Raw genomic sequence first — 22949 nt, forward strand, 5'->3', positions numbered from 1 at the left:
GGGTTTGGGCAGTTGTCACCGCCTACTGGTTTTTGTATTCGAATAGCTGGTAGTGGGTGTTTTGCATCAGCAAACGGGTGGCCTGAATGGCGATTTCCTGTGCGCCATGGCGGACAATGAACGGGCGCAGGGTGTTGAACGCGCGTCCTGCCATCAGCAGCAAGCCGCAGCCGCTATGGCGCAGGCTGGCTTTTAGCATGATGGCCTGTTGCCAGCTCGTGCCGAGCGAGTTATCGGGGCGTATTTCCACGGCTTGCGGCTGTTTGCCCATGTATTCGATGCCGTACCAGGTTTGCGCATCATGGCTGTTGATGCGGCGCACGATGCCGCAGCGCCAGTGGCGCGGTTTGCTGCTGATCAGTATCACCTCGCCCGGTTGTATATGGTACAGCCGGCCTTCGCCTTGCAACTGGACACCGGACAGGCTCAGATCGACTACAAGCAGTTCCGGCGCGCCAGTGTCTTCACCTGCTGCCGCTGTGGCTTCTGCGGCCAGTGCCGCCCAGCAGTCGGGCAGCGAACTTAACAGGCGCAGCTTATTGCTTTCCAGGCGCCTACGCCGGCGGTGACGCCGCCGTGCCGGGTGGCGCCAGTTTTGCTGCAGTTGCAGCAGCAACTGTAGCTGGATTTGCGATACCGGTTCGGGCAGGGCTTGCAGCCGCGCCTGCAAGCTATCCAGTAGTGTGGCCAAATCCAGCTGCCACCATGGGCCGGGCGCTTTGCGCGCGGGCCAGTCGGTGATAAAGCGGGGCGGGGTGTCGCCGGCACTGCTGAAGACAAAGCCTCCCTCTTCCGGCAACTCGCCCGTCGCGGCCAGCAGTTGCAGATGGCGGGCTTCTTCCTGCATTAACGGAATAAAGGCGTTCAGTGACGCCTGGTCCATGCCGTTGCTGGCGATCAAACCGGTCAGCAAGATGGCCGCATAGCGGGCGGCCAGCGTGATGGCGGGCTCTCCGGCCGTTTTTTGTGCCCAGTTCTTGGCCGCGATATGGGCATAGATTTGATGGCAATCCAGCCAGAAGCCGGCAGGCAGTTGGGCATGATGGCGGGTGAAATAAAGCTGTAGCTGCCAGGCGCTATCCAGAGCCTGCGCCAGCGCTTCCACGCGCGGCTTGCTGCTGGCGAGCCAGCCGCCACCGCTGCGGTCGCGCAGCATGGCCAGCCGTTTGTAACCCTGATGCAGGGCGATTTCAAGCTGCAGGGCGAGCGCCTGCAAGTGGCTGCCGGCCTCTGCGTCGTCACGGCTGCGCTCGCGTGCCAGCGCATCAAGCCGGGTTTGCAGACGGCTGCTGGTGGTGCGCGCCGCTTGCAGCGACAACTGCAAAGTGTCGGCCGACAGCGGGCAATTGCCGACCTTGTCCAGCCAGAGCAGCAGAACCCGCGCCGCTTCATCCGCGTCCAGTGCGGTCGTGGACGGAAAGCGGGGCAGCAGCGGTTCGGGGCTGGCCGGTGACAGTAAAAAAGGCAGCGAGGGCAGGGTCAGATCGGTCACGGCAGGCTTGCGGGGCTGGAAATGATGAAATCATATCATTATGCAGGCTATAGCGTCGTGTTGGTAAAGTCCGCGATTATTTTGTAGTGGGCACTTGAAAACCGTATTTGTCCGGCTGTGGAAGATGCGAGTAAAAAATTTAGCGGCCGGATTTAAGTGTTGCTGCAAGCCGGTCGTCTTGTATCAGTGAAGGCGCTGGAATGAGTGCCTCAATTGATAACAAAACCGGAGAAATCTATCATGCTGAGCCTGCACACCAACGCCGCATCGCTGTTTACCAAGAGCAACCTCAACGCCAACCAGAGTGGACTGTCCACTTCTATGACCCGTCTGGGTACCGGCTTGCGCATCAACAGTGCAATGGACGACGCAGCCGGCCTGCAGATCGCTACCCGTCTGGATGCCCAGAGCCGCGGCATGTCGGTTGCCATGCGCAACACCCAGAACGCCACTTCGATGATGCAGACTGCCGAAGGCGCGCTGAACGAAGTATCCAATATCACCCTGCGGATGAAGGATCTGGCGACCCAGGCTGCGGATGGTGCCAGCTCGGCCGCAGATCGTACCGCAATGGAAACCGAGTTTAATGCTCTGGCTTTGGAAGTTGACAATATTGTCGGTAATACCAAGTTTGGTGGCGAGAAGCTATTGGATGCGGCTGCTGGGTTTGGCAAGGGTGCAGTCACCTTCCAGATTGGTGCCGATGGCGCCGAGAAATATGCTTTTGACGTGTCCACCAAGTTGGGCACGATGAAAACGGCAACGGATGCCCTGAAAGGTGGTGACTTGGATGCTGCTGCTAACGCCGCAATCGGCCTTGCTGACACCGCGTTGAAAGCCATCAGTGATGTGCGCTCGGACCTTGGTGCAGGTGCCAACCGCTTGCAGCACGTATACAACAACCTGGCTAACGTCAATAACAATACCCTGATGGCCAAGGGCCGCATCATGGATACCGACTACGCGTCCGAATCGGCCAGCATGACTTCCAAGCAGATGCTGATGCAGGCCGGCACCTCGATGCTGAAGCAGTCCGGCTCGATGAGCCAGCTGGCAATGTCGCTGCTGCAGTAAGCCATAGACGCTTGGCGTCTTGATTGATCAAGCCGGTTGCCTGTTTGGCGCCGGCTTTTTTCATGCGGGGAATGTATGGGTGAACGCATTATGGCGGTCAGTGCCGCCTTGCCGCCGATTGCGGTGCGTAGCCGCGACGGCGATGTGCTGTTGCGTCCGGGCGAGCTGCTCAAGCTGATGCTGATGGCGCATCAGGCCGACGGTACGGTATTGCTGCAAGGCGAAGGGGTGAGTGTCAGCTTGCGCTGGCCGGCCTATCTGCCTTCCCCTGCGCCTGGTTCGCTCTGGCCGTTCGTGGTGCGTGCGGTGTCGCCGCGGCTGGAGCTGGCCTGGCCGCAGCGCGCGAGCGATCAGGCTGCGCTGGCACCGCCCGAAGCCGGCGGGCGTGCCTGGGTTCAGGATGCCGCCAGCGCGCCGTTATTGCAGCGCAAGACGCCGGCACCGGCGCAATTGGCGCAAGACTGGCAAACAGCCTTGTCCGGTGCGCTGCTGGCCGAAAGCCAGCGTCAGGTTTTGCGCGAGCAGCGGCATTTTTCTGCCGCCTGGCTGCAGGCGGGCGGCGGCTTGCCCGAGACGCCTGCGGCGCCGGCCTTGCCGCTGAGCCTGCCGTTCTGGCTATGGGGCGGGCCACGCGTGCGCCTTGATCTGGCCGAGCGCGAGGCGGAGGCCGGTGGTGCGTTGCCGCTTGCACTGGCCGATCTGGTGCTGGAAATCGAGCTGGAGGAGGCCGGGCTGGTACGGCTGGTGTTGCGTGCCCATGGTGGCGGGGTGGCGCTGCTGCTGGCTGCGTCGGTGCCAGGTTGCGTCTGGCTGACATCGCGCTTGCCTGCCATCCGCAGTGCCTTGCGTCAGGCCGGCCTTGCGCTGCTGGCCTGCCATATCGTGCAAAGCGGGCCGCCGCGCCTGTTGCCTGGCTGCCGTTTGCCGGCAATGGCATCCCGGCCTTTGCCGCTGCCCTTGTTTGAGGTGGCGGTGCTGACGGTGCTGGCTTGCAGCCCGGCGCTGGCGGCGTTTAGCCCAGCGTCCCGATCAGGCTGACTTCGCGGTTTTCCGGCACTTCGTTGTAGGACAGCACATTCAGCCCAGGGGCAAACAGGCGGCCGTAGCGCGCCAGGATGGGGCGAATCTGCGGCATCACCAGCAAGATGGGGGCGGTGGCGTGCTGCTTCATCTGGTCGCGTATCACCGGCATATTGACCTGCAGCTGCTGCAGCACATTCGGGTCGACCGGGAAACTGTCGAGCGCAGCCTTGCCGCTTTGTTGCGACTGGGTCAGCGAGGAGAGCAGCATGTTTTCCAGCTCGGGGGTCAGGTTGAAGGCCTTCATTTCGGCATGGGGGCCGAGAATGGCCTGCACGATCTGGCGCCTGAGGGTGCAGCGCACCTCGGCCGCCAGCAAGATGGGATCCTTGCCGTTTTCCGCGACCTCGGTCAGGGTGGTGGCGACCGGTATGATGTCCTTGAGCGACACGCCTTCGGTCAGCAACTGGCGGAAGACGCGCAATTGCTGGCCCTGGGTCAAGGCTTGCGCCAGTGCCGCCGCCAGCTTGGGGGCCAGCGTCGACAGGCGCTCGTTCAGCGCCGCCACATCATCCAGCGTAAACAGCTCGCTCATCTGCTCGCGCATCACCTTGTTCAGGTGGGTGGCGATCACGCTCGGGCAGTCGACGACCTGATAACCCAGACCCAGCGCATGCGCCTTGTCGCCGTTTTCTATCCAGGTGACCGGCATCAGATAGGCCGGGTCGATGCCGGGGATGCCGTCGAGCTGGCCATAGACCTGGGGCGAGGGGATGGCCATCAGGCGCTCGGGGTGAACCTCGGCCTCGGCTACAGTATTGCCACCGATAAGGATGGCGTACTGGGTCGGTTTCAGGCGCAGGTTGTCGCGCAGGGTAATGGCCGGCAGCAGCACGCCCATCGCTTCGCTCAGGGTCTGGCGCACGCCGCGCACCCGCTTGCTTAGCGGTGCGCCTTGTGCCTGGTCGATCAGCCCGACCAGACGGTAGCCCAGCATGACCGACAGCATGTCGGTATAGGGCAGGGCGTGCCAGTCCAGCGGCGGCTCGGCATCGCCGGCGAGCGCCTGACGGATTTCGGCGATATCGGCCCTGGCTGGCGGTTCGTGGCGGTTTTTCTGCATGCGCCAGCCGACAAAGGCGAGCAGGGCGGCAAAGGCGATAAAGGTGGGCCACGGCATGCCGGGGATGATGGCCAGCACGAACATCATGCCGGCGGCGCTAAGCAGTACGGTTGGCGAGGCCAGCAACTGGCCGCCGATCTGCTGTTGCATGTCGCCGTCGTCGCTGACACGGGTGACGATAATGGCGGCCGCCGACGACAGCAACAGCGCCGGGATCTGCGCCACCAGGCCGTCACCGATGGTCATCAGCGCATACTGGCGGAAGGCGTCGGCAAAGCCCATATCGTGCATCAGCGCGCCGATGGCGACCCCGCCCACCATATTGATGATCAGGATCAGGATGCCGGCAATGGCATCGCCGCGCACGAACTTGGATGCGCCATCCATGGCGCCGTAGAAGTCGGCCTCGGCCGCCACATCCTTGCGCCGCTGCTGCGCGCCTTCCTGATTGATCAGGCCGGCATTGAGATCGGCATCGATCGCCATCTGCTTGCCCGGTAACGCATCCAGCGTAAAGCGGGCCGAGACTTCCGAGATGCGTTCCGCGCCCTTGGTGATCACGATGAAGTTGATAATCATCAGGATCACGAATACCACCAGACCGACCACGAAGTTGCCGCCTATCACCACATGGCCGAAGGCCTCGATCACGCGCCCGGCGGCATCGGTGCCTTCATGGCCGTTGAGCAAGACCACCCGGGTCGAGGCGACGTTCAGCGTCAGCCGCATCAGCGTCGTCGCCAGAATAATGGTGGGGAACACCGAGAAGTCCAGCGGCCGTCTGGCCGAGACGCTGACCAGAATCACCAGAATGGCCAGCACGATATTGAAGGTGAACAGGATGTCCAGCGCCAGCGGCGGCAAGGGCAGGATCACCATGGCGAGGATGGCCAGCAGGAAAATCGGCGCGGCTACCTTCAGGCGGCTTAACTCGTTGATGATGCGGGTAGGCAGGTTCATTTCGGTTCTCGCGGTTCGCTCATTTCGCGTGGTACGGGCAGGCTGTCCGGCAGGACGGGCGCGTTGCGGCGCTTGCCGCTACGAAAGGCTTTCAGTTGCAGTACATGGTTCAGCACCAGGGCGACGGCACGGTAAAGCGGTGTCGGGATTTGCTGGTTGACCTGGGTGGTGTGATAACAGGCCCGCGCCAGCGGCGGAATTTCGATCACTTCGATGCCCAGTTCGAGTGCCTGGGCGCGGATATACAGCGCCATTTCATCCATGCCCTTGGCGATCAGGAACGGGGCCTCGGCACGCGTCTCTTCATACTTGAGCGCGACCGCATAGTGGCTGGGGTTGACGATCACCACATCGGCACCGGGCAGGCTTTTACGCACGCCACGCTGCGCCATTTGCTGCTGGATCTGGCGGATGCGCTGCTTGATTTCCGGGCGGCCTTCGGTGCTCTTGTATTCGTCCTTGATCTCCTGCTTGCTCATCTTTTGCTGGCGGGCAAACAGCCAGCTTTGCAGCGGGACATCAATCAGCGCAAAGGCGACAAACAGCAGAATCAGCGACATCAGCGCATCGGTAAACACGGCCAGGCTATGGATCAGGGTCGCGTCCAGCGTGGCACCCTTAAGGGCGAAAAAATCATTCATGGCACGATGGGCCACGCTCCACAATACTGCGCCCAGCACCAGCGCCTTGACGATGGATTTGCCGGTTTCGCTGGCGTGCTGGGCCGAGGCGATACGGCCGAAATGGGCCAGCGGGTTCATGCGCTCCAGCTTGGGGAAGAAATGGGTGGCAGCAAACACCCAGCCGCCGGGCAGCATGGAAAACAGGATAATGGTCAGCGGAATGGCCGCCAGCGGCAGCAACATGCCGGCCAGCAGGATAAGCGAGCCGGAAAACAGCAGCGAGAAACTATTGTCCAGTGTGCCGCTGCCGCCCAAAGGGGCAAAAGCCAGCGCAAACAGGCTGTGAAAATCCGTCAGCCAGCTGGGCATCAGCAAGGCATACAGCTTGAGCGCAGCCAGCAAGCCGATGGCGCTGGCCAGATCGCGCGAGCGCGGTACCTGGCCTTTTTTGCGTGCCTCGCGCAGTTTATGCGGGGTGGCCTTTTCGCTCTTGTCGCCGCTGGTGCTCTCAGCCAAGCGCGCCTCCTGTCAGCATGCGTTCCCACAGTCCGAAGATCTGCTGGCACAGACGCACATAGTGGCCGGGCAACAAGGTGGCCACCAGGGTTAGCGTCATCAGTCCGAACAGGGTCACCAGCGGAAAGCCCAGGGAAAACAGGTTGAGTGCCGGTGCCACGCGGTTGATCAGGCCGAACCCCATTTGCACGACGAAGGTGGCGAAGATGGCCGGCAGCGCCAGCAACAGGGCAGCCGACATGGCCCAGCCCACCCCCAGTACCACCTGCAGCATGGCTTGCGGCGGGATGCCGCCGCCAGCGGGCCACAAGGCAAAACTGCGGTAGATGACTTCCACCAGCACCAGATGCGCATCCATGGTAAAAAACAGCAGTGCCCCAAACAGATAGAGCAAGGTGGAAAGCACATCGCTGGAGCTGCCATTGCCCGGATCGTTCAGGGTGGCCATGGACAAGGCCATCTGCGAGGACAGCAAAAAACCCAGCAGCGACAGCACGACCATCACCAGTTGCAGGGACAATCCGAACAGCAGGCCGATAATGACCTCGCCCAGCGCGGCGGCGATGCCGGCCAGCGAAAACGGATCGATCGGCGCCATATCGCGCATGGCCGGTGCACTAATCATTGCCAGCACCAATGCGATGGCGACGCGGGCGCGCATGGGGGTAGCGGTCTCCCCGACAAAGGGGGCGACCGACAAGGTGGCGATGAAGCGGCAGAACGGCCACCACAGCATGGGCAGCCATTGCAGCAGTTTGGGAAACAGACCTTCCATCTAGCCCACCAGGGTGGCGGCACGATTGAACATATCCACGCAAAAATCCATCAGGTAGGTCGTGATCCAGTGCCCGGCCAGCGCAATGGTCAGCAAGGTGGCCAAGAGGCGCGGCAGAAAAGACAGGGTTTGCTCGTTGATCTGGGTGGCCGCCTGAAACAGGCTGACCAGCACGCCGACCAGCAGCGAGGGCAGCACCAGCAGCACCACCAGCGTCACGATGACGGCCAGGCTGTCGTGGACCAGGTCGACGGCGATTTCCGGGGTCAGCATCAGTAGGCCTGTATGCTGGAAACCAGCGTATTGACCGTCAGCGACCAGCCATCAACCAGCACGAACAGCAAGAGCTTGAGCGGCAGGGAGATCACCAGCGGCGACAGCATCATCATGCCCATGGCCATCAGCACGCTGGCCACCACCAGATCGATCACCAGAAACGGAATAAACAGCATGCAGCCGATCTGGAAGGCGGTTTTCAGTTCGGACAGTAAAAAAGCGGCCAGCTTGACGACAAAAGCGTGTTGCTTGGGCTCGGTGATATGCGCCTCGCCCGACAGGCGGGCAATTTGCGCCAGCGCCGTCTTGCTGGTTTGCGCCAGCATAAAGCGCGACATCGGCTCTTGCGCGACAGTGAGAGCCTGCTGCATGGTGATCTTGTCCTGATCGAACGGCACCATGGCCTTGTCCCAGACTTCAAGGCCGATCGGGCGCATCACCAGCAAAGTCAGGATCAGCGCGACCCCGGTCACGATGCGGTTGGGCAGGCCCTGCTGCAGACCCAGTGCCAGACGCAGCAGCGACAGCACGATGACGAAGCGGGTAAAGCTGGTCATCATCAGCACCAGCACCGGCAACAGGCCAAGCAGGGTCAGCAGAATCAGGATCTGCGTTTTGACCGTAAAGTCGATCTGGGTGCCGGCTGCATTGGCGCTAAGCAAATCCAGCGTGCCGGCGGCACCTGCGGCCAGCGGCATCAGGGCAAGCGCACCGGCCAGATAGTGCGTACGGGAAAGCGACTTCATGAAGAGAGTGCGTCCAGGCCCAGATTGTTCAGCTCGGTAATGCGCAAACCGTAATTTTCGCCGCAGATCACCACTTCGGCCCGGCCGATCAGGGTGCCGTTGACGCGGATGTCCAGCGCCTCGCCGGCCTGCTTGTCCAGCTCGATCACCGAGCCGGTATTCACTGCAGCCAGGTCCGCCAGCGAAATCTCTGCTTCACCGACTTCCAGCGTCAGCGTAACCGGAATCCGCCGCAGCAAGCCGCTCATATCGCGCGGTGCTGCGGAAGCGACGGGGGCTTCGGCGGGTGGCGTATCCAGCCGGTCCAGCAGATTGTCGAGTTCTTCCAGATCGTTTTTTTCCATTATGTGGGCTTCATTCTTCATCGGTAAAGGAGGTCAGGCACAGCCTGCCTTCGTGTTCGACCACGCTGGCGCGGAACAAACGGCTGCGTCCGATATGGACATGGGCTGAACCCGGGTGCAGGGCAGGGATAATCTGGCCGACCCGCAAATCAAGGACTTCACCCAGACTCAGACTCTGGGGTTGTAGCCGGGCTTGCAGGCGCAGCCTGAGGGTCTCGCCGAAATGAGGGCCTTGCGCGCCGGACGCGCTTGCCGGGCGTGGTGCAAGGTGCGTGCTGCTGGCCCGGAGCAGGCGGTCCAGGCTGTCGCGGTCAAGGCTGAGACGGATTGCCCCGCAAGGGCTGCCATCGTTTTCGCTCAGTTGCAGGATCAGCGCAAAGACCGGCGTGCTGCCGGGGGCGACAGGCAGGTGCTGGGCGGGGGGCAGCGGAAGCGGGGTATCGCCACAGGACTGGGCAATGAATTCGGGCAGCAAGGGTGCCAGCGTCGCGCCCAGCATCCGGGCCAGACGAAATTCGGTTTCGGTCTCGGGCTGCTCGGTCTGGGGCGCATCCGTTTGCGCCGTGCGTCCGCCATAGCGGCAGTCGAGTATGCGCAGCAGCAACGGGCGTTCGATATGCACGCCTATGCTGCTGCTGCCGACCCGGTGCCAGCTCCAGCGCGGGCAGGTGCTGACTTCGCGCGTATAGTGCATGCTGTCCAGCACTAAGGCGGCGCGATAGCGCTGGCTCAGTTCGCTTCTGACAAATTCGTGGACCCGGGCTTCAATCAGCGGCATCAGCAGGGGGAGCTGATGAAAAGGCCGGCCTAATGTGGTGGCGTCCAGTGGCTGGACGCGTGCCGCTTGTTCCGGGCTCAGGATCTTGGCTTTGGGCATGGCTTCTTCAAGTTGGCAGGAGAGGGCAGTCAGGCTCGCGGGCGCGGACGTGTTGCATGGATGAGCATCTTACTGAATGCAGAGCGGGTAGATGAGGTGAAAATTCACGTAAGGGTCTGTGAAAATTCACGCGTATAGAAGATAGAAGTAAGTTTAAACTGCGGCGCAGTAAACCATGCCGTCATAAAGGTGGCATGGCAAACCTTTCTCTTATGTCTGTAAGGATGCGCATGCTCACCAATCCGGGCTTGATGTTACTCAGCGGGCAGTCCGCTATCTTGCGCGATATGGCGACGCTGGCGCAGCCGGCCAATATCGCCAGCCAGCCTGAAAGCGCGGCGGATTCGCACAGCTTTTCCGATGCCATGATGGCTGCGCTGCAGAGCGTGGACGCGCAGGGGCGCGAGGCCTCGGACAAGATGACCGAGGTGGACAGCGGCCGCAGCAATGATCTGGTGGGCGCGATGATACTGAGTCAGGAGGCCGGCCTGTCGTTCTCCATGCTGACCCAGGTGCGCAACAAAGTCGTCAGTGCGGTGGATGACCTGATCAAGATGCCGGTCTGATTCTTTGTGGAGCCTGCCTTGATTTCCCGATTGCGTAACGGTTTTGAAGCCTGGCGCGCGCGCGCGCCGGCATGGTCCGTATCTGCTTCCTCCTTGCGCTATGCCTTGCCCATGCTGGCGCTGTGCGCGCTGGTGACGCTGGCGGTGGTGTTCTGGTTGTGGCGCGACGACGCCAGTTATAAGCCGGTGTTTGGCGCCGATGAAAAAATCGCCGCCGCCGACATGATGGCGGTGCTGGACGGCGAGCAGATTCCCTATCGCCTGCATCCGCAAAGCGGGCAGGTGCTGGTGCCGGATGCGGTGCTGGGGCGCGCGCGTATGGCGCTGGCGTCCAAAGGGGTGGTGGCACGTCTGCCATCCGGTCTGGAAATCATGGATCAGCAAGACCCGCTCGGGGTCAGCCAGTTTGTGCAGGATGTGCGCTTTCGCCGCGGCCTGGAGGGCGAACTGGTGCAAAGCATGCTGGCGCTGGATCCGGTCAAGGCTGCGCGTGTCCACCTGTCGCTACCCAAGAGCACCTCTTTTGTCGGAGCCGCCGATAGCAAGGCTTCGGCCTCTGTGGTGCTGACTCTGAAAAACGGCCAGACCCTGAGCGACGAGCAGGTGGCCGCCGTGATCAAGCTGGTGTCGGGCAGTGTATCGACGCTGCCCGAGGGCAGCGTGACCCTGGTCGATCAGGCCGGCAACTTGCTGTCGGCGCGGGTGGATCTGTCCGAAGGCCTGGTGCAGGGCAAGGACAGCGAGGCGGCGCGCCGCATCAAGGGCGAGGTTGCCGATAATGTGCGCGCCTTGCTGGGTGCCAGTCTGGGCGAAGGCAATTACCGCTTGAGCGTGACCGCCGATGTCGACAACGACAGGGTGGAGGAGACGCGCGAGCAGTATGGCGAGGCGCCAAAGGTCACCAACGAGGCTTCGCGCGCGGAAACCTCGGCCAATGCGCCCATGGTCGGGATTCCCGGTTCACTGAGCAACCAGCCCATCGATACCAGCGCTTCTGCACCGGCCGGTGAAAAGCTGGGCGCCAGCCGCCAGGCCACCACGCGCCAGTATGCTTACGACCGCAATATCACCCAGATCAAACGTGCCCGTGGCCAGTTGCGCCGCCTGAATGTGGCGGTGGTGCTGAACCAGCGCGCGGCCCCGGACGGCAAACGCTGGACGCCGGCACAAATCGCCAATATCGAAGCGGTACTGAAAAACGGCCTGGGTTTTGATACCCGGCGCGGCGATACCTTGCTGGTCAGCAGTCTGGATTTCCGTCCCGAAGTGCCGGCCGAACCGTTCTGGATGGACCCGGCAGTGTGGTATGAGGGCCTGCGTATGCTGGGCTGGGCCGTGGCAGCCTTGCTGGCCTATCTGTTGCTGCTGAAACCCGTGCTCGCGCTGTTGCGTCGTCAGGCGTCCCCGCTTGCCGGCAGCGCGCCCGAGCGCGAATTGCCGGCCGAGATGCCGGCCGCGCTGGGAGTGACGCCGGATGGGCAGGGTGCGGCACTGGCACCGGCGTCTGGGCGGGTAGGGGCGGTCGTGCCCCTGCTGGAAAACTATGATCTGCCACCGGCGGGCTCGTCAGTCGATGTACTGGTCGACCATCTGAAGGATCTGGCGGCCAAGGAGCCGGAGCGGGTGGCCGAGGTGGTGAAACAATGGGTGCAGAAAAGTGGACAACAGCAGTCTTAATGGCGGCATGAATGCCGCAACGGCGGCACTGGCCGCAGCCGAGACGCAGGAGCATGCCTTGTCTCCGGTCGAGCAGGCCGCCATTCTTTTGTTGTGCATGGGGGAAGAGCCTGCGGCAGCCGTGTTGCGCTGTCTGAACCGCGAGGAATTGCTGCAGGTGACGCAGGTGATGAGCGGCTTAAGCGGGATCAAGGTCGATACCGTCAAAACCTCGATCCAGAAATTCTTCGACGAGTACCGCGAGCAAAGCGGCGTACATGGTGCCAGCCGCGCCTTCCTCAAGCGTTCGCTGGATCTGGCATTGGGCAGCGATATTGCCAACTCGGTACTCGACCAGATCTACGGCGATGCCATACGTCCCAAGATGGCGCGCCTGCAGTGGGTGTCGCCGCAATGGCTGGCCGACCGTATCGCGCATGAGCATGTGCGCATGCAGGCGCTGTTTCTGGCTTTTTTGCCGCCGGCGCTGGCAGGCCAGGTGCTGGATGCCCTGCCCGAAGCCTGCCATGACCGGGTGCTGGTCAATATTGCCCGTTTAAAAGATGTGGACAGAGACCTGCTGCTGGAGCTGGAGGAATTGGTCAACCGCTGCCTGGCCAGCTTGCATACGCAAAGCACCGGTGTCGAGGGCATGCAGCAGACGGCCGACATTATCAACCGCATGTCGGGGGATCGTGGCCGCATGATCGAGCTACTGCGCGCGCATGACCCGAAGATCGTGTCCGAAATCGAGTCGCGGATGTACGACTTCTTCGTTTTGTCGCGCCAGACCGAAACGGTGATTGCGCGCATCTGCGAAGACGTTTCGCTCGAAATGTGGGCCATCGCGCTCAAGGGCGCCGAGCCTGCGGTGCGCGACGCCATTATCCAGACCATGCCGCGACGCCAGGCACAGAACTTCGAGGGCCAGATGCGCCGTCTGGGGCCGGTGCCCAAGAGCCGCATCGAAGATGTGCGCGGCGAGATTATGGAGCTGGTCAAGGAAATGGCGGCCAATGGTGAAATCGACCTGCAGCTGTTTCCCGAGGAAGTCGTCGAGTGAAGAGCTGGCGTTCTTTCCGCTTTCCGCCGCTGGTGCAGGGCGAGTTGCCTCCCGCTTTTGCCAGTGGCGATGTCGCGCAGGTGCAGGCCTCGGTGGCCGACGGTTTCCGTCAGGGCATGGATGCCGGCTACCACGAGGGTCTGGCCGCGGGCGAGGCTGCCGGGCGCGAGGCCGGCCAGCGCGCCGGCTATCAGGAAGGGCTGGAACAGGGGCGCCAGCAGGCGCTGGCCAGCTTGCTGGCACTGGCCGCGCCGCTGGATGCGGCGGCGGCCTCATTGCGCCACACCTGTGACGACTATCAGGCTTTTTTGCGCGAAGGCGTGGTGGATCTGGTTGACCGGGTGGCACGTCAGGTTATTCGCTGCGAGCTGACTTTGCGTCCGGCACAGATTCTGGTGCTGGTCGAGGAAACCCTGGCTGCCTTGCCTCTGGTCAAGGGCGAGGTGGAGATCGCCTTAAACAGCGAGGAATACGAGCGTATTCGCGAGCTGGCGCCGGAGCGGGCCAGTCAGTGGCATTTGCTGGCCGATGCCAAATTGCCGCCCGGTGAATGCCGTATCCGCACTCCTGAAATAGAAGCCGATGCCGGCTGTCGTCAGCGACTGGATGCTTGCCTGGACAAGGTACGTACGCAATTGGCCACCTTGCCGCCAGACGGCAGCGAGATGCCTCCGGTTGCGCTGGCGCCAGAGGCGCTTGCTCCGGCTGCGACAACCGATACCGCCAGCGCGCGCAAGCGTGCGCCGGCCAAGGCTGCGCCGGCTGTGAAAACCAAGCTGCAGACCGAGGCCGAGGCGACGGCTGCCCCGGCCAAGCGCAGCAAGGCTCGCAGCAAGGCGCAAGCGGGGGCTGACGATGCTGCGTGATGCGCTGGGGCAACTTGACCTTGCCAGTGTACCGATGGCCAGTGTGACCGGTCGCCTGATCGGCGTGTCCGGCTTGCTGCTGGAAAGTGTGGGCTGTCCGCTGGAAACCGGGCAGCGTTGCCTGATTGAAACGGCGCGCGGCGAGTGGCTGGACGCGCAGGCAGTGGGTTTCAGGCGCGAAGTCTCGTATCTGATGCCATTCAAAAAACCGGTCGGTTTGATGACGGGCGCCCGGGTCAAGCCGGCACCGGATGCCGGCGGCCTGATGATAGGGCCGTCCTGGCTCGGGCGCATTGTCAACGGACTGGGCGAGCCGCTGGACGAAATGGGTCGCCTAGGCGGGGACATGCCGCTGGCGGCACATCCGCCACGCATCAATCCGCTTAAAAAACGTGCGGTGGATACGCCGCTGGATGTCGGCGTGCGTGCCATCAACGCGATGCTGACACTGGGGCGCGGTCAGCGTGTCGGCCTGTTTGCCGGTTCAGGGGTCGGCAAGAGCGTGCTGCTGGGCATGATGACGCGCCACACCGAAGCCGAGGTGGTCGTGGTGGGCCTGATCGGCGAGCGCGGGCGCGAGGTGCGCGAGTTTGTCGAGCATGCGCTGGGTGCACAAGGCCTGGCCAAGGCAGTACTGGTGGTGGCGCCGGCAGACGAGTCGCCCTTGATGCGCCTGAAGGCGACCGAGTTGTGCCACACCATTGCCGCCCATTTTCGCGATCAGGGGCAGAACGTGCTGCTACTGGTGGATTCGCTGACGCGCTATGCGATGGCGCAGCGCGAAGTGGCGCTGGCACTGGGCGAACCGCCCGCCACGCGCGGTTATCCGCCTTCGGTATTCGGCATGTTGCCGGCGCTGGCCGAAAGTGCCGGCAATGGCGAAGGGAGTACGGGCAGCATGAGCGCGATCTACACCGTATTGGCCGAGGGTGATGACCAGCAGGACCCGGTGGTCGATACCGCGCGTGCCATTCTTGATGGCCATATCGTACTGACGCGCGAACTGGCCGAGCGCGGCCATTATCCGGCCATCGATATTGCCGCTTCGGTCAGTCGCTGCATGGGGCAGGTGGTGCCGCGCGAGGTGAAATTGTCGGCGCAAGCGCTGAAGGCGATGTGGGCGCGTTATCAGGAAGTCAGGGCATTGCTGCCGCTGGGTGCCTATGTCGCCGGTGCTGATCGCGATACCGACCGCGCTTTATCCCTGCTGCCGGCGATAGAGGGTTTATTGCGTCAGGATGCCGACACGGGCGCATCGCTGGCCGATAGCTGGCAACAGTTGCAGGAGATTGTCGCATGAGCAAAGCGCGCAGTTTGCAAGCCTTGAACGTGATGGTGGGGGTGCGGCAGCGGGAGGTAGAGCGCGCGGCCGACGAGCTTAAAACCAAGCATGCCTTGCTGCAGCGTTACCGCAACAATATCAGTCTGCTGGAGCAACTGGGTGCGCCGCCATCGGCAGGCCAGGCAGTGTTCAGCAGTTCGCAGGCGATGAATATGTCGGCCTACAAGGGGCAGCTTAGCCAGATCAAACTCAGCCAGCAGCAGGATCTGGCCTTGTCGGAAGCCGATGCCGAGCTGAGTCGTCAGAGTCTGCTGGCTGCGCGGTTAAAACGCGAGGCGATGGCGCAGGTGCATGATGCTGCGGCACGCCACCTGCTGCGCGAGATGGAGCGGCGCGAGCAAAAGCATGCGGACGAAGCGGCCGGCCTGAGCTGGCAGCGCCAGACACCTCGCTTTTAGCCGGCAAGTGCGCAGGATAAACAGGATGGTTTTATTAAGTGGCTTAATTGTTTTAGTAAAAATTCAAGAAAACAGCGTGTTTGGTCGCTAGTTAACACTATGGTGGACTGCCCGAACAGGATATTGCTATGACCGACTTCAATCCCGCCCAGATGGCCAGCCAGATGGCCACCTACTATGTGCAAGGCGCGAAAGCGCAGCTTGATATGCAGAGCAAGGCCAGCAAGGGACGCAGCGATGCCCTCGCCAGCTTGCAAAAATCGCTGCAGGATTTCCGTAGTGCACTGGATGGGCTGGGTGCCAAGAAAAATATGCTGGCGATGAGCGCAACCGTCTCGCCCGATGGCGCCGCCACGGCAACTGCGACCGGCAAGGCTCAGGGCGGCCGCTATTCGCTGTTTGTCGAGCAGGTGGCCAGCGCGCACCAGATCAGCTTTGTGCCGCCCAACGGGCTGGCGGTGGCGAGCGGCGAAACCCTGACGGTGAATGTGGGGGCAAAGAGCTTTTCGATTTCCTTGAAGGATGCGGATACCGATGGTGTCTCCGGCTTGTCGTCCACCGAGATTGCACGCGCCATCAACCAGCATAAGGACAATGCCGGCAAGGTCAGTGCCGGCGTGGTGACCGGGCAGGACGGCAGCAGTACGCTGATCTTGTCGGCAGGCCAGACCGGGGCGGCCAATACGATCACGCTAAGCTCAGGCAATGCCGCGCTGGCGGGTGCGCTCACGGCACCCAAGCAGCTGACCGAGGCCAGGGATGCGGTGGTGTGGATGGGGGCGAAGGGTACCGGGGTCAAGCTGACTCAGGCGAGCAATGCCTTTGCCGTCGTGGATGGCGTCACCCTGAACCTGAGCAAGGCACAGGGTGCGGGTGATGCACCGCTGGTGCTGAATGTTGCGCGCAGCGACACCGATACTGCAGCCAATGTGCAGGGCTTTGTCGACGGCTATAACGCGCTGCTCAAAAACATCAATAGCCTGACGGTGGCCGGCAATGCCGAAAAGGGGCAGGCGGCCGGCGCCTTTGCCTCGGACGCCAGTGTGCGTGCGCTGCGTGAGCGGCTGAACAGCCTGATCCGCCAGGATTTCGGCGGGGTCAAATTGTCGGACATGGGTATCAGCGCCGCGCGTGACGGCACACTGACGCTGGACAAAAGCAAGTTGGGCAAGCTTCTGGACAGCAAGCCGGATGCGCTGGACAGTTTTTTTAACGGCACGACGGCATCTGGCGGCCTGCTTAAAGCCGGTAGCAGCTATCTGGATACCTGGCTGAGCTCGACCAAGGGTGTGCTCAAACAGCGCAGGGATTCCGAAACCGGGCTCAAGGCCGATCTGGACAAGCGCCAGAGCCGTATCGACCAGGATTACGACCAGGCTTACCAGCGCTATCTCAAGCAGTACAGTCAGCTGCAGCAGTTGCAGACGCAGATGGCTAAAACCGTGGAAATGTTGAACAGCAATCTGGGCGTTTGATGCGCCAGAGGCAAGGGGCGGGAAAATGGATTACGAGGCGTATCGCAATTATCACGCAGTAAATCTGGAGTCGCAGACCAGTCAGGCATCGCCGGTCGAGCTGGTGCTGGTGTTGTTTGACGGACTGATGGAAGAGCTGGCGCGGGCGCGGGCCCATATCGAGCACGGCCGCTACGAGGAAAAGGGCGACAGCATTACCAAGTGCATCAATATCCTGAACGGCCTGTCCGGTGCACTGGATTTTGATAGCGGTGGCGAGGTCGTGACCAATCTGGCCCGCCTTTACGATTACTGTGCCTACCGGCTGTATGACGCAAGCGTCAAGCTGGAGGTGGGGCAGATTGATGAGGTTCTGGCTTTGCTGGCCCAGCTTAAGGGCGGCTGGATCGGGGTAAGGGATCAGCATGAAGCCGCTCACCCCTGACCCGGGCGCACTGATCCATGCGGCCGAAGCGTGTGACTGGACGCGGCTGGCACAGCTGGATTTGCAGTTGCAGCATTATCTTGCCCAGCCCGACGTCACGCGCGAGCGGGCCTTATTGCTGGCTTTGCGTGAGGCATATCGCGAAGCCGCCGCCATTTGCAGCGCCCATAGCGCACAGCTGGCGCGGGAAATGGCACTGCTGGCCTCCTCACGCGAGGGGCAGCAAGCTTATGCACTTTTCAGTGAGCCGGAGCTTTTATGATGTCGCCTGCCTTGTCTGTGGTGCCGGCGCGCCCGGAAGCCGTGCCCGCCACACCGCCTGTCGCATCCTGCGACGCAGCGAGTCCGGACGATCTGCTCTTTTCCGGTTTGCTGGCAAATTTGCCGCAGGAAGAGCAGCGCCCTGGCGAAGAAACCGAGCCCAAGCCGGAGTCCCCTCTGCTTGAAGGCGCTAACGGTATGGCCGTGCCTGCACCTGCATTGCCCGCCATGACCATGGTGGCCATCGCCATGATGCCCCCCAGGGAGGTACAGGCAGAGCCGGGCGTGTTGCCGGCAGATCAGGGTGTTGAGGGTGTGGCTATCGAGAGCCGGCATGCAGCCGCGCAGGCCGCTGTCCCGGTTCGTGCGGGCGAGACGGCTCTTGGCGCTGCTTTGTCATACGGGTTGCCGGCGACGGATTTTGCTTCCCATTTATTGCGCCAGGCGGCAGCGCCTGCTCAGCCGAGTCCGCAGTCTGTGCCGGCACAGGGGGCGGATTCGTCCTCCGTATTGTCTGGCGAAATTGCGCCTAGGTTTTCGCCTTCCTTGCCGCTAGCGCTCGCCGATGGCGAGATGAACAGGCAGGCCGGTGCCAGCGATGCGGGGATGCCCTGGCTGACGGGCTCCAAGGCGGTGGCTGCACCATTGCCGGAGTGGGCACCGCTCACGCTTGATGCCGGCAAGAGCGCCAGTTGGGGCGAGTCCTTGCGTAGCGCATTGGGCGAGCGGCTGCAGCTTCAAAGCGCTCATGGCATGGATAAGGCGCTGATCAGGCTGGATCCGCCGAGGCTGGGTGCGCTGGAAATCAGCATACGGCATGAGAGTGGCGGGCTGTCGGTACAGCTCACGGCCTCCAACCCTGATGTAGTCCGGCAGTTGCAGTCCATCGGTGAGGGCTTGCGCCAGGATCTGGCGCAGCGCCAGTTCTCCCAGGTCAGCGTTGATGTGCGTGAAGGTCAGGCCGGCACAAGTCAAGGGCATGGACGACAAGGTGGGCAGCAGCAGAGCGGGCAGACGCCAGGCAAGGCGCTGGCCGAGGCAGATATCCCCGGTGAGGTGTTCGAGCTGGGGCAGGGTTTCAGCAGGGTCTGAGGTTTTTCATGAATAAATCGGTAGTAATCGGCGTAGTGGCGGCCCTGGTGGCGGTGCTGGCAGGTGGCGGCGGCATGTACTTCTGGATGGGGGCCTCCGCACATGCCAAGGCGGCAGAGCCGGCGGCACCCGTGGTCAAGGATGGCCGTTTTGTCAGTCTGGACAAGGTTATCGTCATGCTCAAGGGTAGCGAAGGGGCAAGCCAGCAGTTTATGGCGATAGATCTGGTGTTTCGCACATCGGACAAGCAAGAGGCCGAGGTCAAGGCACAATTGCCGTTTTTCCGCAGTATTGCCGTGCGTTCCCTGTCGCAGCTGGGCGCGGCGCAAGCCAGCTCCATGAGCGTCGATGCTTTCCAGCAGCGCCTGGCTCAGGCCTACAAGGCGACGTTTGCCGGTGAAGGGCGGCCGATGCCGTTCTCCGAGGTCATGGTTGCCAAGCTGATCATCGAGTAGCGCGCATGTACGCCGATTACGCCGAAACGGTGTTGCAGGACGAAGGCAGCCAGCTGGATGCCTATTTGCCGCTGGTCAAACGCATCGTGCGCCAACTGTCTTCGCAGTGTGCGGCCGTGATCGAGCGCGAGGATATGGAACAAATAGGCCTGATGGCCTTGCTGGAGTCGCTGCGGCGTTATGGCGTGCCGGATGAGCGTTTTGCCGGCTTTGCCGTCTTGCGCGTACGCGGTGCGATTCTGGACGAGTTGCGCCGCCTGGACTGGCGGCCGCGTGCAGTGCGTCAGGATGCGCACAAGGTACGCGATGGTTTGCGCGAGCTGACGCGCAAGCTCGGACACGAGCCTGGCGAGGCCGAGGCTTGTGCCTTGCTGGGGCTGAGCGCGCAGGCATATGGGCACGCCATGCAGGCCGAGAGTGCCGAGGCTATGGCCAGCCTGGACGAGCTGTTGGCGGCCGGGCATGAGCCGGGGGGGATGTCGCGTCCGGATGAGGCCTTGCTGGACCGCTTGAGTCTGGCACAAGCCTTGCGCTTGCTGGATGAGCGCGAACAACGTGTGATCCAGCTGTATTACGAATTCGACCTGAGCCTCAAGGAGATCGCGCTGGTGCTCGATCTGACCGAGGCACGTGTATGCCAGATCAACAAGGCCGCGCTGAAAAAAATGAAAATGCGGCTTGCCGCCTGACCCCCTGAAAGCAAAACATGCAGCAACTACTCGGTATTTTCATTGTCCTCGCCTGCGTATTCGGCGGCTTCATGATCCATGGCGGCTCCTTGGCGGTATTGTGGCAGCCGATCGAATTGCTGATCATTTGCGGCGCAGCCTTGGGGGCCATCGTGCTGGGCAACCCCGGTCATGTACTCAAGGAAATGGTCGGCCAGCTCAAGCGTGTCATCCTGCACAAAAAACAAGGTGCCGAATTTCAGCGCCAGCTGTTGCTATTGATGTATGAGCTGCTGATTACCGCCAGCCAGGGCCTGAAGGCGCTGGACGAACATGTGGAAAATCCGGCGCAAAGCCCGTTGTTTACCCGCTATCCGCTGGTGTTGGACGAGCCGAAATTAATGGCCTTTATCGTTGATAACTTCCGCCTGATGGCCATGGGCAAGATCAATGCCCACGAGCTTGAAGGGGTGCTGGACCACGAAATCGAATCCATCGAGGAGGAGCTGGAGCAGCCATCCAAATCGTTGCACAAGATTTCCGAGGGCATGCCCGGCTTCGGGATTCTGGCTGCGGTGCTGGGTATCGTGATGGCGATGAACAGTGTAGGCGCCGGCGCAACGGCTGGCGAAATCGCTGCCAAGGTGGGCGCGGCGATGGTGGGGACCTTTATCGGTATTTTCTTCTGTTATGGGGTGCTTGATCCCTTGTGCAATATGATGCACCAGCAGGTGAAGGAAGAAATGTCCAATTTCGAATCGGTCAAGGTGGTGCTGGTCACCCATGTGGCGGGCAAACCGCCGCTGTTGGCCATCGATGCCGGCCGTCGTCTGGTGCAGCTCAATACCAAGCCCAGCTTCTCGCAACTGGAATTGTGGATTAATGCGCTCGAAGGCGTGAGCTAAGGAGCGGGCAATGGCCAGAAAAGACGAGCACCACGAAAGCACCATTATCAGGAGAGTCTCCAAACGCGGAAGCGATGCCGGCCATGGCGGGGCTTGGAAGGTCGCTTTTGCCGATTTCGTACTGGCGCTGATGTGTCTCTTTATGGTGCTGTGGGTACTGGCGGCACGCGATCAGGAAAATCTGGAAAAGGTATTGAACGCGGGCGGTGCGACCATGACGGCGGAAGGTGGTTCGGTACGACTGGATCACGCGGGCAATCCTAAAGGCAGCCTGATTCCGCGTGACCCGATTCCGGGTCAGCCGCAAAGCGACAGCCGTGCCCAGACCCAGGTCAAGAGCAGCAGCCAGCCCTCGGCGCTGAACGATTCTGCGGGGGCGCGCCAGCGTGTTGACTCCGAGCAGGCGATGCAGAAACTGGCGCGCATGATGACGACGCTTTCGATCGAAGCCGGGCTGGCCGGCAATATGCAGGCGGTGGTCACGCCTTATGGCTTGCGCATCCTGCTGCATGACACCGATGAGCAGGGGATGTTTGAACGCAGCAGTTCAGCGATCAATGAGCGTTTTCGCCTGTTGCTGGTCAGGATGGGGACGATGTTTCGTGGCATAGAAAACCAGTTGCTGATCGTCGGGCATACCGACTCGCTGCAGTTCCGCAACCAGAGTCATGCCGCTTTTTCCAACTGGAGTTTGTCCAGCAATCGGGCGATGACCGCCCGTGCCCATTTGCTGGATGGCGGCATGCCTAAGGACAGCATCTTGCAAGTGGTCGGCATGGCGGACAGGGCACCGCTGGACCGTGCGAACCCGGCAGCGGTGGTCAACCGGCGTATCGAGATGCTGGTGTTGACGACAGAGCAGGCACATCAGGTGTCCGCCATGTTCGGCATGCCCGGGCGGACGGAAGCATTGATGCCGGGCGTCAACTCGGCCCGGCCGGATGTGGTTCCAGCCTCGGTACTGCAAGAACGCCTGGTCAAGGTGCATTGATGGCTGGCTAAGCGTGTTGTTGCAATGCAATAGGAAAATAGCAGTTTTAAATATTTTGTTACATACATGTCATTATCTGCGGTATTATCGCAAGCCTTGGTTATCAATACCCGTTATTGTTAAAAAATGCTAGTGAAAAGCCGCATGATTACCGCCAGATTTCTTAATAGTTTCTGCTGTGGTATCCGGTTGTCAGGGCAAGTGTGAAGCAGAAATCGTGACCCAAAATAATGACAATATCCGGCAACAGGTCGCGCAATGCGATTTTTTTGCCGAGCTGGACGAAGCCGCACTGGCGCGCCTACTGGAGGTGGGAATACCGTTGCGCTTGCGCAAGGGGGAAACCTTATTCCGTGAAGGGGATGTGCTTGATGCCATCTATGTGCAACTGTCCGGCCGTATTCAGTGCTGTGCCGAAGATGGGAGTGGCAAGCGTTTTGTTTTTCTGTTCAGCAAGCCCGGCGATGTACTGGGGGAAGTCTCCTATCTGGATGGTGGTGGCAGTGCATGGGGCTGCTGTGCCGATGAAGAGTGCGAACTGCTGAGATTCCGCCGTCAGGACCTGATGATGGTATTCGACGACAAGGATGGTCTGCCTTGTGCCGTCAGCCGGCAGCAAATTCTTTTGCGTCTGGCCGGCATGGTGCGAACCATGTCCCTGGTGGCCCGCAATCTGGCCTTGCTCGATGTCTATGGCCGTATCCGCATCCTGTTCGGCGAGGTGATGGTGGACATAGATGGCGCATTGCAGCTGGAAAAACCCTTTACGCAACAGGAAATAGCCGAGCGTATCGGCTCTTCGCGCGAGATGGTGGCGCGCATCCTTAAAGAGCTGGTATACGGGCATTACATCCGTCTGGATAACCGCCGCATCACCTTGCTTAAACCTTTGCCGGAACAGTTTTAAGTTTTTGCCGGCTGCTGTCGCCTTATCTAGGGTAAGGGGTTCAAGGATAAACGA

25 protein-coding genes are annotated in these 22949 nt (G+C 61.6%); 17 read left to right on the forward strand and 8 right to left on the reverse strand.

What is annotated here, in order from left to right; translation table 11 throughout:
* Positions 1-22 precede the first annotated feature (22 nt).
* Positions 23-1492 carry a ferritin family protein gene (locus tag GQF02_RS02250; protein ID WP_160794505.1) on the reverse strand — a complete coding sequence of 490 codons (1470 nt, stop codon included), beginning with the start codon at positions 1490-1492 and terminating at the stop codon, positions 23-25.
* 240 nt (positions 1493-1732) lie between these two features.
* Here GQF02_RS02250 and GQF02_RS02255 point away from each other — a divergent pair, with 240 nt between their 5' ends.
* Together GQF02_RS02255 and GQF02_RS02260 are read left to right on the forward strand one after the other, a co-directional pair.
* A complete protein-coding gene (locus GQF02_RS02255) occupies positions 1733-2566 on the forward strand; it encodes a flagellin N-terminal helical domain-containing protein (protein WP_160794507.1) in 834 nt (277 codons plus the stop codon).
* A 75-nt stretch (positions 2567-2641) separates the two neighbouring features.
* Positions 2642-3604, forward strand: a complete 963-nt coding sequence (locus tag GQF02_RS02260; protein WP_160794509.1) for a hypothetical protein — start codon at positions 2642-2644, stop codon at positions 3602-3604.
* Here the strand turns inward: GQF02_RS02260 and GQF02_RS02265 are convergent.
* From GQF02_RS02265 to GQF02_RS02295, 7 genes are read right to left on the reverse strand one after another with little or no spacing between them, the layout of a single operon-like run.
* Positions 3579-5669 carry a flagellar biosynthesis protein FlhA gene (locus GQF02_RS02265; protein ID WP_160794511.1) on the reverse strand — a complete coding sequence of 697 codons (2091 nt, stop codon included), beginning with the start codon at positions 5667-5669 and terminating at the stop codon, positions 3579-3581. The genes GQF02_RS02260 and GQF02_RS02265 overlap by 26 nt on opposite strands.
* On the reverse strand, positions 5666-6808 hold the full coding sequence (gene flhB, locus GQF02_RS02270) for a flagellar type III secretion system protein FlhB (RefSeq protein ID WP_124736312.1): 1143 nt from the start codon (positions 6806-6808) through the stop codon (positions 5666-5668). Before flhB ends, GQF02_RS02265 begins: the two co-directional genes overlap by 4 nt.
* Positions 6801-7583 carry a flagellar biosynthetic protein FliR gene (fliR, locus tag GQF02_RS02275; protein ID WP_160794513.1) on the reverse strand — a complete coding sequence of 261 codons (783 nt, stop codon included), beginning with the start codon at positions 7581-7583 and terminating at the stop codon, positions 6801-6803. The genes flhB and fliR overlap by 8 nt, the downstream gene beginning before the upstream one ends.
* Positions 7584-7856, reverse strand: a complete 273-nt coding sequence (gene fliQ / locus GQF02_RS02280; RefSeq protein ID WP_124736314.1) for a flagellar biosynthesis protein FliQ — start codon at positions 7854-7856, stop codon at positions 7584-7586. It lies immediately after the preceding gene.
* Positions 7856-8605: a flagellar type III secretion system pore protein FliP gene (gene fliP / locus GQF02_RS02285; RefSeq protein WP_160794515.1), complete on the reverse strand. Its 750-nt coding sequence runs from the start codon at positions 8603-8605 to the stop codon at positions 7856-7858. Before fliP ends, fliQ begins: the two co-directional genes overlap by 1 nt.
* Positions 8602-8949, reverse strand: a complete 348-nt coding sequence (gene fliN, locus GQF02_RS02290) for a flagellar motor switch protein FliN (RefSeq protein WP_160794517.1) — start codon at positions 8947-8949, stop codon at positions 8602-8604. Before fliN ends, fliP begins: the two co-directional genes overlap by 4 nt.
* Before the next feature lie 10 nt (positions 8950-8959).
* On the reverse strand, positions 8960-9826 hold the full coding sequence (locus tag GQF02_RS02295; RefSeq protein WP_160794519.1) for a FliM/FliN family flagellar motor C-terminal domain-containing protein: 867 nt from the start codon (positions 9824-9826) through the stop codon (positions 8960-8962).
* A gap of 230 nt (positions 9827-10056) precedes the next feature.
* Between GQF02_RS02295 and GQF02_RS02300 the strand changes: the two genes are divergently transcribed.
* The 15 genes from GQF02_RS02300 to GQF02_RS02370 all read left to right on the forward strand — a co-directional run bounded on the left by GQF02_RS02300 (position 10057) and on the right by GQF02_RS02370 (position 22895).
* Positions 10057-10392, forward strand: coding sequence for a flagellar hook-basal body complex protein FliE (locus tag GQF02_RS02300; protein WP_160794521.1), 336 nt, complete (start codon positions 10057-10059; stop codon positions 10390-10392).
* A gap of 18 nt (positions 10393-10410) precedes the next feature.
* The gene (fliF, locus tag GQF02_RS02305; protein ID WP_160794523.1) at positions 10411-12069 is read left to right on the forward strand and encodes a flagellar basal-body MS-ring/collar protein FliF; all 1659 of its coding nucleotides are present in this window, start codon (positions 10411-10413) and stop codon (positions 12067-12069) included.
* A complete protein-coding gene (locus GQF02_RS02310) occupies positions 12050-13111 on the forward strand; it encodes a flagellar motor switch protein FliG (RefSeq protein WP_328698585.1) in 1062 nt (353 codons plus the stop codon). Before fliF ends, GQF02_RS02310 begins: the two co-directional genes overlap by 20 nt.
* Positions 13108-13977 carry a flagellar assembly protein FliH gene (gene fliH, locus GQF02_RS02315; protein ID WP_160794525.1) on the forward strand — a complete coding sequence of 290 codons (870 nt, stop codon included), beginning with the start codon at positions 13108-13110 and terminating at the stop codon, positions 13975-13977. Before GQF02_RS02310 ends, fliH begins: the two co-directional genes overlap by 4 nt.
* The gene (gene fliI, locus GQF02_RS02320) at positions 13967-15277 is read left to right on the forward strand and encodes a flagellar protein export ATPase FliI (protein WP_160794527.1); all 1311 of its coding nucleotides are present in this window, start codon (positions 13967-13969) and stop codon (positions 15275-15277) included. Before fliH ends, fliI begins: the two co-directional genes overlap by 11 nt.
* Positions 15274-15717: a flagellar export protein FliJ gene (locus GQF02_RS02325; RefSeq protein WP_160794529.1), complete on the forward strand. Its 444-nt coding sequence runs from the start codon at positions 15274-15276 to the stop codon at positions 15715-15717. The genes fliI and GQF02_RS02325 overlap by 4 nt, the downstream gene beginning before the upstream one ends.
* Positions 15718-15845: 128 nt before the next feature.
* Positions 15846-17192, forward strand: coding sequence for a flagellar filament capping protein FliD (fliD, locus tag GQF02_RS02330; RefSeq protein ID WP_160794531.1), 1347 nt, complete (start codon positions 15846-15848; stop codon positions 17190-17192).
* A 25-nt stretch (positions 17193-17217) separates the two neighbouring features.
* A complete protein-coding gene (gene fliS, locus GQF02_RS02335; protein WP_124736322.1) occupies positions 17218-17616 on the forward strand; it encodes a flagellar export chaperone FliS in 399 nt (132 codons plus the stop codon).
* Positions 17597-17878 (forward strand): hypothetical protein, encoded by a 282-nt coding sequence (locus GQF02_RS02340; RefSeq protein ID WP_124736323.1) that lies wholly within the window; start codon positions 17597-17599, stop codon positions 17876-17878. Before fliS ends, GQF02_RS02340 begins: the two co-directional genes overlap by 20 nt.
* Positions 17875-18969: a flagellar hook-length control protein FliK gene (locus GQF02_RS02345; protein ID WP_160794533.1), complete on the forward strand. Its 1095-nt coding sequence runs from the start codon at positions 17875-17877 to the stop codon at positions 18967-18969. The genes GQF02_RS02340 and GQF02_RS02345 overlap by 4 nt, the downstream gene beginning before the upstream one ends.
* Before the next feature lie 8 nt (positions 18970-18977).
* Entirely contained in the window at positions 18978-19424 is a 447-nt protein-coding gene (locus tag GQF02_RS02350; protein WP_124736324.1) for a flagellar basal body-associated FliL family protein, read from the forward strand.
* A 5-nt stretch (positions 19425-19429) separates the two neighbouring features.
* Positions 19430-20113: an RNA polymerase sigma factor FliA gene (gene fliA / locus GQF02_RS02355; protein ID WP_160794535.1), complete on the forward strand. Its 684-nt coding sequence runs from the start codon at positions 19430-19432 to the stop codon at positions 20111-20113.
* Positions 20114-20130: 17 nt separating this feature from the next.
* Positions 20131-20997, forward strand: a complete 867-nt coding sequence (gene motA / locus GQF02_RS02360; RefSeq protein ID WP_124736326.1) for a flagellar motor stator protein MotA — start codon at positions 20131-20133, stop codon at positions 20995-20997.
* 10 nt (positions 20998-21007) lie between these two features.
* Positions 21008-21988: a flagellar motor protein MotB gene (locus GQF02_RS02365; protein WP_160794537.1), complete on the forward strand. Its 981-nt coding sequence runs from the start codon at positions 21008-21010 to the stop codon at positions 21986-21988.
* 217 nt (positions 21989-22205) lie between these two features.
* Positions 22206-22895 carry a Crp/Fnr family transcriptional regulator gene (locus GQF02_RS02370; protein ID WP_328698586.1) on the forward strand — a complete coding sequence of 230 codons (690 nt, stop codon included), beginning with the start codon at positions 22206-22208 and terminating at the stop codon, positions 22893-22895.
* Positions 22896-22949: the final 54 nt, after the last annotated feature.

The sequence above is a fragment of the Craterilacuibacter sinensis genome (assembly GCF_009831765.1).
GTDB lineage: Bacteria > Pseudomonadota > Gammaproteobacteria > Burkholderiales > Chromobacteriaceae > Craterilacuibacter > Craterilacuibacter sinensis.

Excerpts from the sequence above, each read along its gene's own strand:
- GQF02_RS02255 (WP_160794507.1), top strand. The coding sequence starts at position 1,733 with ATGCTGAGCCTGCACACCAACGCCGCATCGCTGTTTACCAAGAGCAAC.
- GQF02_RS02260 (WP_160794509.1), top strand. The coding sequence starts at position 2,642 with ATGGGTGAACGCATTATGGCGGTCAGTGCCGCCTTGCCGCCGATTGCG.
- GQF02_RS02265 (WP_160794511.1), bottom strand. The coding sequence starts at position 5,669 with ATGAACCTGCCTACCCGCATCATCAACGAGTTAAGCCGCCTGAAGGTA.
- fliR (WP_160794513.1), bottom strand. The coding sequence starts at position 7,583 with ATGGAAGGTCTGTTTCCCAAACTGCTGCAATGGCTGCCCATGCTGTGG.
- fliQ (WP_124736314.1), bottom strand. The coding sequence starts at position 7,856 with ATGCTGACCCCGGAAATCGCCGTCGACCTGGTCCACGACAGCCTGGCC.
- fliP (WP_160794515.1), bottom strand. The coding sequence starts at position 8,605 with ATGAAGTCGCTTTCCCGTACGCACTATCTGGCCGGTGCGCTTGCCCTG.
- fliN (WP_160794517.1), bottom strand. The coding sequence starts at position 8,949 with ATGGAAAAAAACGATCTGGAAGAACTCGACAATCTGCTGGACCGGCTG.
- GQF02_RS02295 (WP_160794519.1), bottom strand. The coding sequence starts at position 9,826 with ATGCCCAAAGCCAAGATCCTGAGCCCGGAACAAGCGGCACGCGTCCAG.
- GQF02_RS02300 (WP_160794521.1), top strand. The coding sequence starts at position 10,057 with ATGCTCACCAATCCGGGCTTGATGTTACTCAGCGGGCAGTCCGCTATC.
- fliI (WP_160794527.1), top strand. The coding sequence starts at position 13,967 with ATGCTGCGTGATGCGCTGGGGCAACTTGACCTTGCCAGTGTACCGATG.
- GQF02_RS02325 (WP_160794529.1), top strand. The coding sequence starts at position 15,274 with ATGAGCAAAGCGCGCAGTTTGCAAGCCTTGAACGTGATGGTGGGGGTG.
- fliD (WP_160794531.1), top strand. The coding sequence starts at position 15,846 with ATGACCGACTTCAATCCCGCCCAGATGGCCAGCCAGATGGCCACCTAC.
- fliS (WP_124736322.1), top strand. The coding sequence starts at position 17,218 with ATGGATTACGAGGCGTATCGCAATTATCACGCAGTAAATCTGGAGTCG.
- GQF02_RS02340 (WP_124736323.1), top strand. The coding sequence starts at position 17,597 with ATGAAGCCGCTCACCCCTGACCCGGGCGCACTGATCCATGCGGCCGAA.
- GQF02_RS02345 (WP_160794533.1), top strand. The coding sequence starts at position 17,875 with ATGATGTCGCCTGCCTTGTCTGTGGTGCCGGCGCGCCCGGAAGCCGTG.
- GQF02_RS02350 (WP_124736324.1), top strand. The coding sequence starts at position 18,978 with ATGAATAAATCGGTAGTAATCGGCGTAGTGGCGGCCCTGGTGGCGGTG.
- fliA (WP_160794535.1), top strand. The coding sequence starts at position 19,430 with ATGTACGCCGATTACGCCGAAACGGTGTTGCAGGACGAAGGCAGCCAG.
- motA (WP_124736326.1), top strand. The coding sequence starts at position 20,131 with ATGCAGCAACTACTCGGTATTTTCATTGTCCTCGCCTGCGTATTCGGC.
- GQF02_RS02365 (WP_160794537.1), top strand. The coding sequence starts at position 21,008 with ATGGCCAGAAAAGACGAGCACCACGAAAGCACCATTATCAGGAGAGTC.